At 65.3% G+C, this 12,279-nt stretch carries 12 protein-coding genes; 10 read left to right on the forward strand and 2 right to left on the reverse strand.

The annotated features are described in order from the left end of the window. Positions 1-63 precede the first annotated feature (63 nt). From C4900_RS04420 to ispF, 3 genes are read left to right on the forward strand one after another with little or no spacing between them, the layout of a single operon-like run. A complete protein-coding gene (locus C4900_RS04420) occupies positions 64-576 on the forward strand; it encodes a CarD family transcriptional regulator (protein WP_114282393.1) in 513 nt (170 codons plus the stop codon). Then, a complete protein-coding gene (gene ispD, locus C4900_RS04425) occupies positions 573-1,286 on the forward strand; it encodes a 2-C-methyl-D-erythritol 4-phosphate cytidylyltransferase (protein WP_114282395.1) in 714 nt (237 codons plus the stop codon). Before C4900_RS04420 ends, ispD begins: the two co-directional genes overlap by 4 nt. A gap of 7 nt (positions 1,287-1,293) precedes the next feature. Continuing rightward, positions 1,294-1,776, forward strand: a complete 483-nt coding sequence (gene ispF, locus C4900_RS04430; RefSeq protein WP_065971072.1) for a 2-C-methyl-D-erythritol 2,4-cyclodiphosphate synthase — start codon at positions 1,294-1,296, stop codon at positions 1,774-1,776. Here ispF and C4900_RS04435 read toward each other — a convergent pair. Then, positions 1,773-2,309, reverse strand: coding sequence for a Smr/MutS family protein (locus tag C4900_RS04435; RefSeq protein WP_065971074.1), 537 nt, complete (start codon positions 2,307-2,309; stop codon positions 1,773-1,775). The genes ispF and C4900_RS04435 overlap by 4 nt on opposite strands. Further along, positions 2,293-3,264: a thioredoxin-disulfide reductase gene (gene trxB / locus C4900_RS04440; RefSeq protein ID WP_065971076.1), complete on the reverse strand. Its 972-nt coding sequence runs from the start codon at positions 3,262-3,264 to the stop codon at positions 2,293-2,295. The genes C4900_RS04435 and trxB overlap by 17 nt, the downstream gene beginning before the upstream one ends. A 126-nt stretch (positions 3,265-3,390) precedes the next feature. Between trxB and ald the strand changes: the two genes are divergently transcribed. From ald to C4900_RS04475, 7 genes are all read left to right on the forward strand, one after another. Further along, positions 3,391-4,455, forward strand: coding sequence for an alanine dehydrogenase (gene ald / locus C4900_RS04445; RefSeq protein WP_065971135.1), 1,065 nt, complete (start codon positions 3,391-3,393; stop codon positions 4,453-4,455). 33 nt (positions 4,456-4,488) lie between these two features. Then, a complete protein-coding gene (locus C4900_RS16585) occupies positions 4,489-6,747 on the forward strand; it encodes a DNA translocase FtsK (RefSeq protein WP_065971078.1) in 2,259 nt (752 codons plus the stop codon). Then, positions 6,744-7,358 carry an outer membrane lipoprotein chaperone LolA gene (lolA, locus tag C4900_RS04455; RefSeq protein ID WP_083995927.1) on the forward strand — a complete coding sequence of 205 codons (615 nt, stop codon included), beginning with the start codon at positions 6,744-6,746 and terminating at the stop codon, positions 7,356-7,358. The genes C4900_RS16585 and lolA overlap by 4 nt, the downstream gene beginning before the upstream one ends. Beyond that, complete coding sequence (locus C4900_RS04460) at positions 7,358-8,647, forward strand: replication-associated recombination protein A (RefSeq protein WP_114282398.1); 1,290 nt, start codon at positions 7,358-7,360, stop codon at positions 8,645-8,647. The genes lolA and C4900_RS04460 overlap by 1 nt, the downstream gene beginning before the upstream one ends. Before the next feature lie 70 nt (positions 8,648-8,717). Then, complete coding sequence (locus C4900_RS04465; RefSeq protein WP_277612559.1) at positions 8,718-9,773, forward strand: DMT family transporter; 1,056 nt, start codon at positions 8,718-8,720, stop codon at positions 9,771-9,773. 370 nt (positions 9,774-10,143) lie between these two features. Beyond that, on the forward strand, positions 10,144-11,529 hold the full coding sequence (locus C4900_RS04470; protein ID WP_170132406.1) for a TIGR03013 family XrtA/PEP-CTERM system glycosyltransferase: 1,386 nt from the start codon (positions 10,144-10,146) through the stop codon (positions 11,527-11,529). 103 nt (positions 11,530-11,632) lie between these two features. Continuing rightward, positions 11,633-12,259 carry an XrtA/PEP-CTERM system exopolysaccharide export protein gene (locus C4900_RS04475; RefSeq protein ID WP_065971138.1) on the forward strand — a complete coding sequence of 209 codons (627 nt, stop codon included), beginning with the start codon at positions 11,633-11,635 and terminating at the stop codon, positions 12,257-12,259. Positions 12,260-12,279 lie beyond the last annotated feature (20 nt).

The raw sequence follows: 12,279 nt of genomic DNA on the forward strand, positions 1-12,279 counted from the left end.
CGGGGGGCGGCGCATCGCGTATCGCCCGTGCGCGATGAGCACGATGCGCGTCGTCAGGTTCTCATGAAGAAGGAGCGCGAGTTCGAGGTAGGACAGGACGTTTTCTACCCCTCTGCCGGTGTCGGAGTCATAGAGGCTATGGAGGAGGTGGTGTTCGGGGTCGAGCACGAGCTCTGTTATGTCATCCGTATCCCCGAGAATCGCGTCACGATCAAGGTCCCCAAGACCAAGGCCGTCAGTAACGGCCTGCGCCCGCTGCTGCGCGGCAAGGATGTGAAGGACCTGCTGGAGGTCCTGGCCGACAAGAGCAGTGCGCGCCCGTCGGGACATTGGGCCGAGCATTACAAGGATCTTGAGCGTCGCATCCAGTCCGGCGGCGTTCTCCAGGTGGGCTCGGCGGTGCGCGATCTGATGCGCCTCAAAGCCGGGGCCGGGTTGTCATTCGAGGAGGCGCGCCTTTTGGAGATGGCGGACGGATATCTGGCGCGCGAGCTGGCGGCGGTCCAGGGCGTGACCGTCGAGGCCGCCCGCGACATCATTCGGTCCTCGATCGGTGTGGGGTCCGAGGGCGTGTGACATCGTCTCCGCGTGTCTTTGTGATCGTGCCGGCGGCCGGCCGCGGGCTCCGGCTCGGATCTCCCCAACCCAAACAGTACCTCCCGCTTGCGGGCGTACCGGTGCTGGCGCATACCTTGCGTCGTCTCGACGATCTCGGCGCGCGCGCGATCGCCGTGGGCCTCGCGGCCGAGGATCCCTACTGGCCCGAACTGCGCCTGTCGCTTACGACCCCGCTCCTGACCTTCACCGGGGGTGCCGAGCGCGCCCTCACGGTACTGAACGGGCTTGCCACCCTGACCGATCAGGCGGCGGAGGATGATCTCGTGTTCGTCCATGATGCCGCTCGTCCCTGTGTGCGCGGTAGCGATCTGCGACGCCTCTATGAGGCCGCGCTCGATGCCCCCGACGGGGCGCTGCTCGCACGCCCGGTGGCCGACACCGTCAAGCGTGGCGGGGCCGAAGGGATCACCGCCACCATCGATCGTCGCGATCTGTGGCTCGCGCAGACGCCGCAGGTGTTTCGTTTTGGCAGGTTGCAGGCAGCGTTGGCGAGTGCTGTGGCGGCACAGGCACTCGTCACCGACGAGGCGAGCGCCATCGAGCGCATGGGAGGCCGGCCGCGACTCGTGGCCGGTCATCAGGACAACATCAAGATCACAACGCCCGAGGATCTGGTCCTGGCCGAGATCTATCTGGCATGGCAGAAATCCCAACAAGAAGGAAGATGACGGCGATATGCGGATAGGGCAGGGGTTCGATGCGCACGGTCTGGTCGCGGGGCGGCCGTTGATCTTGGGCGGGGTGACGATCGCGCATCCCCGCGGGCTCGCGGGTCATTCCGATGCCGATGTGTTGACCCATGCAGTGACGAGCGCCTGTCTCGGGGCCGCCGCGCTCGGTGACCTCGGGCGACATTTCCCGGCCAAGGATCCCCGCTACCGGGACTGCGACAGCCGCATGCTGTTGCGTGCGGTGGTCGCCATGATCAAGGAGCGGGGGCTCTTTGTGGTCAACATGGATGCCACCATAGTGGCCGAGGCCCCGCGTCTGGCGCCATTCGTGGGACGTATGGCAGAGCACCTCGCGGCCGATCTCGACGTGGCCGTCGATTGTGTCAACGTCAAGGCGACCACCACTGAAGGCATGGGTTACACCGGCCGCGCGGAGGGCATGAGCGCGCATGCCGTCGTGCTCCTGGACGGACCCCGCAAGCCCTAGGATCGGCGCCGCAACAGTACGGTGACAGCGCCAGTCCCGCCTTGCTCGGGGCGCGCCGAACAAAAGGCGAGCACGGCGTTTGTCTGCCGAAGCCAGCGGTTCACGAAGCCCTTCAGCACCGGCAGTCTCGCCTCCGACCCCAGACCCTTGCCGTGAATGATGCGCACGCACCGCAGTCCCTGACGTATCGCCTCGTGCAGGAACGCGGCGAAGGCCGCGCGCGCCTGCTCCACGGTCAGCCCATGGAGGTCGAGCTCGCCTTCGAGGGCGAATTGCCCGCGTTTCATGCGTCGCATGGTCTCCTTGTCGATACCCGGCCGCCGGAACAACAATTCGTCGCCGGTCGCAAGGTCGATGTCCTGCGGGCTGAACGTCAGCATCTCGACGATCACCGCCTCGCGGTCGCGCCGCGATTGCCAGGGGATGGGGCGCAGGCGCGGCCGAAACGGTGCGACCCGATCCTGGGCGAGCTTACGCACGCCGGTCATGGCGCGCGCGAAAGAGGATGGTGTGTCGTCAGGGTTGTCCGCCATGACTATCATTCCCCGCGAGCGTCCCGAGATAGCGTTCGGCATCGAGGGCTGCCATGCAGCCGCTCCCGGCCGAGGTCACCGCCTGGCGATAGATGAAGTCCTGCACGTCGCCGGCCGCGAACACCCCCGGCACGCTGGTCGCGGTCAGATGGCCCTCGATATGGCCGGTCTTGATATAGCCCTTGACCATGTCGATCTGGCCTTCGAAAAGACCGGTATTGGGTGCGTGCCCGATGGCCACGAACACGCCATGGACCGCAATGTCCTTGGGCCCGCCGGGGGTTTTGATGCGGATGCCGGTCACGCCGTTCTTGTCGCCGAGGATCTCGTCTAGGTCCGCATTCCACTCGATACGGACGTTGCCGTCGCGGGTCTTGGCCATCAGCTGATCGATCAGTATCGCCTCGGCCTTGAAGCGGTCCCGGCGGTGGACGACGACCACCTCGGAGGCGATGGCCGAGAGGTACAGGGCCTCCTCCACGGCGGTGTTGCCCCCGCCGATCACGGCCACGGCCTGACCCTTGTAAAAGAAGCCGTCGCAGGTGGCGCAGGCCGACACCCCTTTCCCCCGGAAGCGTTCCTCCGATGGTATCCCGAGGTATTTGGCGGATGCGCCGGTGGCAATGATGAGGGCATCGCATGTGTATTCGCCGGCGTCGCCCTTCAGGGAAAAGGGTCGCTGGCCGAGATCGGCGGTATGGATATGATCAAAGATGATCTCGGTCTGGAAGCGCTCGGCGTGGCGCTTCATACGCTCCATGAGGTCTGGCCCCTGCAATCCCTCGACGTCCCCGGGCCAATTGTCGACCTCGGTCGTGGTCATAAGCTGGCCACCCTGTTCGAGGCCCGTGATCAGTACCGGGCGCAGATTGGCGCGCGCCGCATAGACGGCGGCGGTGTACCCGGCGGGACCCGAGCCGAGAATGAGTAGGCGGGCGTGACGAGTGGATGACATGACAGACCTCGGATGTCGCAACGATCAGGTATTATAGGCCCATCCTGCCCCTTTTGTCGGCCCGGATCAACGCGCCGTGGCGGGCTCGTGCAAAGCCCGTTAGACTGGCAGGGATCGGAGGAAATGATGCGCATAGGGGTGCCACGGGAAGTGAAGCCATGGGAGGCGCGGGTGGCCTTAGTGCCACATGCGGTGGCGGCGCTGGTTCAGGAGGGTCATGAGGTCTTCCTGGAGGCGGGGGCCGGCCACGGTAGCGGCTTCCAGGACCAGGAATATGCCGCGCATGGCGCGCATATCGTCGCGGACGCGTCCGCGGTGTTTCGCTCGGCGCAGCTCATTGTCAAGGTCAAGGAACCGGTCGGCGAGGAGTGGGGGCGGCTGCGCGCCGACCACATCCTATTTTCCTACCTCCATCTGGCGGCGAATCGCCCGCTCACCGAGGCCTTGCAAAGGATAGGGCTTGTGGCCGTGGCCTTCGAGACCGTGGTTCAGGACGGCCTGCTTCCCTTGCTGGCGCCTATGAGCGATATCGCCGGACGGCTGGCGGTGCAGATCGGGGCGCAGCTCCTGCATGCGCGCAGCGGCGGTCGTGGCATCCTTCTCGGCGGCCTGCCAGGCACCGAGCGCGGGCACGTAGTCGTCATCGGTGCCGGTGAGGCGGGGGGAAATGCGGTACGCGTCGCGGCATCGCTGGGCGCGCGCGTGACGGTGTTCGACAAGCTGCGCGCGCGCCAGAGCGCCATGATGGCGGTTGGTCCCAATGTCACGGCCCTGCCCGCCTATGAAGAGACCGTGGCAGCGGCGGTGCGCGAGGCGGATCTTGTGATCGGCGCGGTGCTCGTGGCTGGGGCGCGCGCCCCGCATGTCGTAACCCGCCCCATGGTGCGCGCCATGCATCGCGGTGCGGTGATCGTCGATATTGCCATCGATCAAGGGGGGTGCGTGGAGACCATGCACGCAACGGATTATGGGGCACCGACCTATATCGAGGAGGGTGTCGTCCATTTTGGGGTGACCAACATGCCAGGGGCTGTACCGCGTACGGCTTCGCAGGCGCTGTCGGCGGTGCTCCTGCCCTATGTGCAGATCCTGGCCACCCATGGGGTCGATGATCCGCGGCTTGCCGGCGGAGTCAATGTACGCGAAGGGCGCATCACTCACGAAGCGGTGGCGGCCGCCATGATGTCATGAAGGGGCGCAGCGCGCGATACCGGGGCGACGGTCATGGGTCAGGCGCGGTTTAGGCGCGAACGCGCGGCATTGGCGCCCGCAGCGTCGCGCCTCGTGCGCGAGGCACTGCTGTTTGTGATCCTGGCGGCGGCTTTGTATCTGGCGGTGACGCTGGCGACCTTTCATCCCGGCGATCCCAGCTGGTCCCATAGTGGAAATGGCACTGTGCGTAATGCCGGCGGGCTTGCCGGGGCGTGGCTGTCCGACGGTCTGCTGGCCGTGCTCGGCGTGCCGGCCTATGTGATCCCGATCCTGATCGCGTGGGGCGGCGTGCGTCTGTTACGGCCGCGCGTGGCGGCCCCCGGGCATTCTCCCAAGGTCACGGCCCTGGGCGTGGCGCTCGCCTTCGTGGGCGCCTGTGGTCTGGCAAGCCTCGACTTCCGGGGACCGGCGTCGCTACCGTTCCGGGCCGGCGGGCTGCTCGGCGGGCTTGCCTCGAGCGCACTCTCGAGGATCATAGATCCGCTGGGGGCGACCTTGTTTCTGCTCGCCGTGTTCCTCGCGGGCTTCACGCTGGCCACCGGGCTTTCGTGGCTCGGGGTCATGGATTACCTGGGTGACATGGCGTTTGGTGCGGTGTCGGGGGTCGCGGCACGCCTCGGCACCCTTGCCGATCGCTGGCGTGGCAGGCAGGCGCGCCAGGAGCGCGAGGAGACCGTACAGAAGGGACGCAAGGCCTTGAGGCGGCCGGCGCCCCCGCGTATCGAGCCGGCCGTGGAGCCGATCGAGGGGGTGCGCGCCGCCCGCGGTCGCCAAACGAGCTTTCTGGAGCCCGCCGATCCCGGCCTTCCGGCGCTCTCGCTGCTCGATCTGCCGTCGGGCGAGAAGGCGAGTTTCTCCGAGGAGTCGCTGCATGCCATGTCGCGTCTGCTCGAAAAGAAGCTGCTGGATTTTCATATCGAGGTCAAGGTCGAGGCCGTGCATCCAGGGCCGGTCATTACGCGCTTCGAGATCGAGCCCGCCCCCGGCATCAAGGCCAGCCAGATCACGGGACTCCAACGTGATCTGGCGCGTGCCCTGTCTGTGGTGAGTGTACGCGTGGTCGAGAATATTCCGGGCAAGACCTATATCGGCATCGAGGTCCCCAATGAACGCCGCGAGGTGGTGCGGCTGCGCGAGATCCTGTCGTCTCGCCCTTATGAGGCCATCGCCTCGCCGCTTGCGCTTGCGCTCGGCAAGGATATCAGTGGTCAGCCGATCGTGACCGATCTTGCGCGCATGCCCCATCTTTTGATCGCGGGCACTACAGGCTCCGGTAAATCCGTGTGCCTGAACGCCCTCATATTGAGCTTCGTATATAAGGCCACACCCGCCGATGTGCGGCTCATAATGATCGACCCGAAGATGCTTGAGCTTGCGGTCTATGACGGCTTGCCGCATCTTTTGGCGCCGGTGGTCACGGACATGAAACAGGCCGCCCAGGCGTTACGCTGGTGCATAGGCGAGATGGACCGTCGCTACCGGGCCATGGCCGCCCTTGGGGTCCGCAATCTTGCGGGCTACAACAAGCGCTATGACGAAGCGCATGCGCGCGGGGAGATACTGAACGATCCCCAGGCACCCGAGGGCGAGGTGCGCGAAATGGGGCGGCTGCCTTATGTGGTAATCGTTATAGACGAGTTGGCCGATCTCATGATGGTGGTGGGCAAGAAGGTCGAGGAACTGATCGCGCGTCTGGCGCAGAAGGCGCGCGCCGCGGGACTCCATCTGGTACTCGCCACCCAGAGGCCGTCGGTCGATGTCATTACCGGCCTCATCAAGGCCAACATCCCCGCGCGTATCGCCTTCCAGGTATCCGCCAAGGTCGATTCGCGCACGGTCCTGGATCAGATGGGGGCGGAACAATTGTTAGGTCACGGCGATATGCTGTTCCTGCAGGCCGGGACCGGATTTCCGCAGCGTATCCACGGCGCGTTCGTGGCCGATGCCGAGGTGCATGCGGTGGTGTCGGCCCTGAAAAAGACCGGGGCACCGGTCTATGATGAGCGCATATTCGCCACCGACGAGACCGGCGAAGGGACGGTCGAGGGCGGGAGCGAGGATGGCGAGGCCGACGATTTGTACGACGAGGCCCTGCGCATCGTGACCGAGACGCGGCGCGCCTCGGTGTCGGGCGTGCAGCGGCGGTTGCGCATAGGCTACAACCGGGCGGCACGGCTTATCGAGCAGATGGAGCGTTCCGGCGTCGTCGGCCCGCTGCAGTCAAATGGCAGTCGCGAGGTGCTCGCGCCGCCCCCACCGGAGGTAGGATGATGGGCCGCCGTTTTTTGCGGATCGTATTGTGGTGGACGGTGTTGGTGCCGGCACCGGTGTTGGGCGCCGACCTCGCGCGATTCTTCGCGACTGTCCATACCCTCCATGGGCGGTTCACGCAGATTGTGCGCGATCGGCATGGCCATGTGGTGAGCCGTGGCCACGGCCAGGTCTGGCTGGAGCGCCCGGGGCGGTTTCGATGGGATTATGCGGCGCCGTACCGCGAGCAGATCGTGGGTCATGGCCGACAGGTCTGGCTGTACGACCCGGGGCTTGCGCAAGCGACGCGCTATAAGGCCTCGGCGGCCCTCGGTCGGACTCCGGCGTTGCTGTTGGCCGGCGATGGCCACCTCTCGGGGCTCTTTGCAGTGCAGACGCTTGCGGATCACGATGGCCTGCGCTGGGTTCGTTTGCGGCCGCGCGGTCGCGGTCAGGGCTTTCGCTGGATCCGTATCGGTTATCGCGGGGTGCGTATCCGGCGTATCGTAGTCGCGGATGCGATGGGCCAGACGACCGATATCCGGCTCCATGACCTGCATTGGAACATGACCCTGCCGTCGTCCACGTTTCACTTCCGGCCGCCACCGCATACGGCCATCGTCTATCAGTAGTGCATACGCCGCTCGCGGAACGCCTGCGCCCCCGCACCCTCGCCGACTTCGTCGGGCAGGAATCGCTGCTTGCCGACGATGCGCCGCTCAAGATCGCCTATGAGCGTGGCCATCCTTATCCGATGATCCTCTATGGGCCGCCGGGCAGTGGCAAGACCACGCTCGCGCGCCTGCTGGCGCAGGTCTCCGGCGGGGAGTTCGTTATCTTGAGCGCACTCACGAGCGGCGTGCGCGAGTTGAAGGATCTCGAGGAGCGAGGGCGTGCGGCGCGTGCGCACAGTCGCGGCCTCATCGTTTTCATAGACGAGATCCATCGCTACAGCCGCGCCCAGCAGGACGCTTTGCTGCGCCCTCTCGAGGAAGGCACGGTGGTCGTGATCGGGGCCACCACAGAAAACCCGGCGTTCGCGCTCACCGCCGCGCTGTTATCGCGTGTGCGGCTCCACGTCCTGGAGCCCTTGACGCCTGCGGATCTGGGACGGCTATTGGCGCGTGCCCTGGGGGCACCCGAGGGTCTGGCGCGGGCGCAGACGGCGTCCGACGCGGCGCTGGCCCTTATCGCGGAGCTTGCCGATGGCGATGCGCGCCGCGCGCTCACGTTGCTGGAGATGGCGGCGGGACTTGCTGAACAGGCGCACGCCGTGGTCATCGACGAGGCGCATGTGCGCCGCGCCGCCGGCACCCGTTACCGACGTTTCGACAAGGGCGGGGATCTCCTCTATGACCAGATCTCCGCGCTTCATAAGGCGGTGCGCGGCTCGAGCCCCGACGCAGCCCTGTATTGGTTGGCGCGGCTCCTTGATGGGGGTTGCGATCCCCGTTACGTGGCCCGGCGGCTGGTGCGTGCGGCGAGCGAGGATGTCGGCAACGCCGATCCACGCGCGCTGACCATCGCCCTCGATGCCTGGCAGGCCTTCGATCGATTGGGCCGCCCCGAGGGCGATCTGGCGCTCGCCCAGGCGGCGGTGTATCTGGCCTCGGCCCCCAAGAGCAACGCCGTGTACCGGGCCTTCCAGGCAGTCACCGAGGACGTCCGGACTCACGGGACATTGCCGGTCCCCGCGCATCTGCGTAACGCCCCGACGGCGTTCGCCCGGGCCCAGGGCCATGGGCGCGAATACCGTTACCCGCACGACGAGCCCGAGGCCTACGCCGCCGGCGTCTCCTATTTCCCCGACACCATGAGCCCCGCCGTCTACTATGAGCCCACCGACCGCGGTCTTGAGATCCGCATCCGGGAGCGGCTGATGCGGCTGCGCGATCGCGATCGTGAGGAGCGGCGGGGGTGATGGCGGGTGCGTGGTCGGACGCCGGCCGCCATCAAAGACTGTTGGGTCAGGAGAGCGTAAGGATGGCTGTGTGAACGCACCGCGTCTGTCTCCCGGTATCGCAAGCGCGCTCGCGGCCGCGATTTTGTTTGGCGCCAGCACCCCGCTTGCCAAGGCCCTGCTCGCGCATGTGGCCGCCGTGGCGCTCGCCGGTCTGCTCTATCTCGGCGCCGGGGCCGGTCTCTTGGGTGTGTGGCTGTGGCGGCGTATGCGCGATGTCGGGACGGGCATCATGGAGCGCCAGGATATCCCGTGGCTTGCCGCCGCGATCGTATTCGGCGGTGTCTTGGGACCCATCCTGCTGATGCTCGGGCTGGCGCGCATGTCGGCCGCCGGCGCCTCGTTATTGCTCAATCTGGAAAATGTATTTACGGCGCTCGTCGCGTGGTTTGTGTTTCATGAACATCATGATCGGCGCATCGTGTGGGGCATGGTGTTGATCGCGCTTGCGGGCGCGCTGCTGACGGGGCAGGCGTACGCTCGTCCGACCTCGATCCTGGGTCCATTGGCGGTCATGGGGGCCTGCCTGTGCTGGGCCTTCGACAACAATCTCACGCGACGGGTATCGGCCGGTGATCCGGTCATGATCGCGGCCATCAAGGGTGTCGCGGCGGGGAGCGTGAATACTGCCGTGGCCCTGCTGCTCGGGGAGCCCTTTCCTTCGTTTTCCATCGGGGCGGCCGCAGGTCTGGTGGGCTTCCTGGGTTATGGCGTCAGCCTGGCCTTGTTCGTCACGGCGTTGCGGCATATCGGGACCGCGCGCACGAGTGCGTATTTTTCCGCGGCGCCGTTCGTCGGCGCCATCATGGCCTTACTATGGCTGCACGAGAGCGCGAGCGCGGTATTCTGGGTGGCGGCCGGCCTCATGGCGGTGGGTTTATGGCTGCACCTCGCCGAGCGCCACGCCCACGTCCACGGCCATGAGACCCTGGTGCATAGTCACCGCCACGCGCATGACGCCCACCACCAGCATGCGCATGATTTTCCGTGGGACCGCCGTGAACCGCATGTCCATCGCCACGTTCATGAACCGCTCGTGCATGATCATCCCCATTATCCGGATATTCATCATCGCCACGGCCATTAGGTCCTAAAAGTGGCCCGCGTCGCCCGTGCATGGCCGCCCGTGTAGGCGCACGACCGACTCCCGGGCGCCGTCAGGCCCCGGGCGTCGTCCCCTGACGGTGGTTGTGCGAGTGTTAGGCGCTATGCCCAGGCGGCGGTCCTCTCGGGGATGGCGGAGACGCCCAACGGTCCAGGGTCCATGAGCGCTGGCAGCGATCATCGGGCCTCTGCGCCCTGGGGATTTCCGGGTGCAGGCATGGGTCGATCGCCGCGTCTTGGCAGGTCCGGCGCCCGATCGAGCAAGGCCGGTTGCGGTGGCCGAAAGGTCGGATTGCCTTGCGACGGCCGGCGCCGCTAAATGGCGGCATGCTGAGCTGTTACAGGGACGTAACGTGATTCGTATCTTTCGGCATTACCTGCCCAAGGGTCTCGTGATCCTGGGGCTTTCCGAGGTATTTGTCTTGTGGGGCGCGCTGTATTTGGGTTCGCAGGTCCGTTACGGCGGATTTGCAACGCAGGCCCACCTTACCGCGACCTCTGGCAGGGCGCTGCTGTTCGTAGTCGTGATGTGGGTCGTCATGACCGCGTTCGGCCTCTATCAGCGTGAACTCAAAGAGGGACAGTGGGGCTATTTCCCGCGCCTTATCGTGAGCCTCTCCCTGGGTTTTCTGGTCTTTTGCACACTGCTGCCCATCCTGCCTTCATTGGTGCTACCGCCAGCGGTGCTGGCCTCGGTGGTACTCGTGGCCCTGTGCGGGACGATACTGACACGACTTATGTACCTGGCCGTCGCCAACCGCGCGGCCGTCCATCGCCAGGTGTTGGTATTGGGCACCGGTAGGCGCGCGCGTGCCATTCAAGCGCTCGCCCAAGGGAGTCCCGGGCGCCCCGGTTTTCAGGTCGTGGGTTTCATGCCCTGCGGTGAGCGGGAAGACAGGGGCGGCCTTCTGGTATTGCGCAGCGATCAGTCGCTCGCCGCCATCGCCCGCAGTTATCGTGTCACCGAGATCGTGGTCGGGAGCCGTGATCGCAGACAGACCCTGCCGGTCAATGAATTGCTCGAGTGTAAGCTTGCCGGGACCCGTGTCATGGATCTTACGACGTTTTTCGAGCGTGAGAGCGGGCGGATCGAATTGGAGTCGCTCAACACGAGCTGGCTCGTATTTGCCGATGGTTTCGAGCAAGGGGTACTGAAGACCTGGATCAAGCGTATCTTTGATGTCGCCGCCAGTATCGCGCTGTTGATCGTGTGCCTGCCGATCATGGTGATCACGGCTATCCTGGTCAAGTTCGAGGACAATGGCCCGGTGCTCTACCGGCAGGATCGGGTCGGCCAGGCCGGGCGCGTGTTTCCGTTGTTCAAGTTCCGCAGCATGCGTGTCAATGCCGAAAACGACGGGACGCCCCAGTGGGCCAGCCACAATGACAGCCGCGTGACGCGTATCGGGGCGTTTATCCGTAAGGTGCGTATCGACGAATTGCCCCAGGTGTTCAATGTCCTGCGGGGCGACATGAGTTTCGTGGGGCCTCGCCCCGAACGCCCATTTTTCGTCGATAAGCTCGCGCGCGACATCCCCTATTATGGTTATCGCCACACCATAAAGCCCGGCATCACAGGCTGGGCGCAGGTACGCTACCCCTATGGCGCCTCGGTGGAGGACGCCATAGAAAAGCTGAAGTATGACCTGTACTACGTCAAGAACAACACCCTGTTTCTGGATCTGATCATCCTCTTTCAGACGATACAGGTCGTGATTTTCCAGGACGGTGCACGCTAGATACCGGGTCTCGCGGGCGGACCTTGGTCGGATATAAGGGATGAGCCCGCCGCGATAAGGTTGAATGGCCCTCACAAGGAAGATGCAGCCAAGGATGGAACAGATGAAGCCAAAGCTATTAGTCGCCACTCTCGCGCTGGCGGGTTTGAGTGCTTGCGCGCAGGCCCCGATGTCGACGGCGGGCGGGGCCCCGCGCATGACGGCCACCGCCCATGCGCCCGTGCCCCATTACCGCCTAGCGGTTGCCGACGTCATCAAGATCTCCGTGTGGCATAACAAGCGCCTCTCGGAGACGGTGCCGGTGCGCCCGGACGGGCGTATATCCATGCCGCTTATAGGCTCCGTGCTGGTTGCCGGCCATACCGCCTCGGGTGTCGCGCGGACCATAAAGACCAAGCTTGCCTACTATGTGCGCGATCCGCAGGTGACCGTCATCGTCACGCATGTCGTTCAGGACAGTTACCGGGACAGGATCCGTGTGACCGGCGCTGTCGAGCACCCGGCGTCGCTACGCTACGAGCCCGGCATGACCGTGCTGGACGCGATCCTGGACGCCGGCGGCGTCAATACCTTTGCGGCCGCCAATGACACCGAGATCCATCGCGTCGTAGGGCACTCCGAGCGGGTCATACATGTGCGGCTCGGTAACATATTGAGTGAAGGACGGCTTGGCACCAACTATCGGCTCCGGCCTGGGGACATCATCACCGTCCCCGAGCGCCTCCTCTAAGTCACGCATCTGATATTAAG

It is taken from the genome of Acidiferrobacter thiooxydans, assembly GCF_003333315.1.
Classification (GTDB): Bacteria; Pseudomonadota; Gammaproteobacteria; order Acidiferrobacterales; family Acidiferrobacteraceae; genus Acidiferrobacter; species Acidiferrobacter thiooxydans.

Coding starts and splice junctions, on each gene's coding strand:
- C4900_RS04420 (WP_114282393.1), top strand. CDS start 64: ATGAAGAAGGAGCGCGAGTTCGAGGTAGGACAGGACGTTTTCTACCCC.
- ispF (WP_065971072.1), top strand. CDS start 1,294: ATGCGGATAGGGCAGGGGTTCGATGCGCACGGTCTGGTCGCGGGGCGG.
- C4900_RS04435 (WP_065971074.1), bottom strand. CDS start 2,309: ATGGCGGACAACCCTGACGACACACCATCCTCTTTCGCGCGCGCCATG.
- trxB (WP_065971076.1), bottom strand. CDS start 3,264: ATGTCATCCACTCGTCACGCCCGCCTACTCATTCTCGGCTCGGGTCCC.
- ald (WP_065971135.1), top strand. CDS start 3,391: ATGCGCATAGGGGTGCCACGGGAAGTGAAGCCATGGGAGGCGCGGGTG.
- C4900_RS16585 (WP_065971078.1), top strand. CDS start 4,489: ATGGGTCAGGCGCGGTTTAGGCGCGAACGCGCGGCATTGGCGCCCGCA.
- lolA (WP_083995927.1), top strand. CDS start 6,744: ATGATGGGCCGCCGTTTTTTGCGGATCGTATTGTGGTGGACGGTGTTG.
- C4900_RS04475 (WP_065971138.1), top strand. CDS start 11,633: ATGAAGCCAAAGCTATTAGTCGCCACTCTCGCGCTGGCGGGTTTGAGT.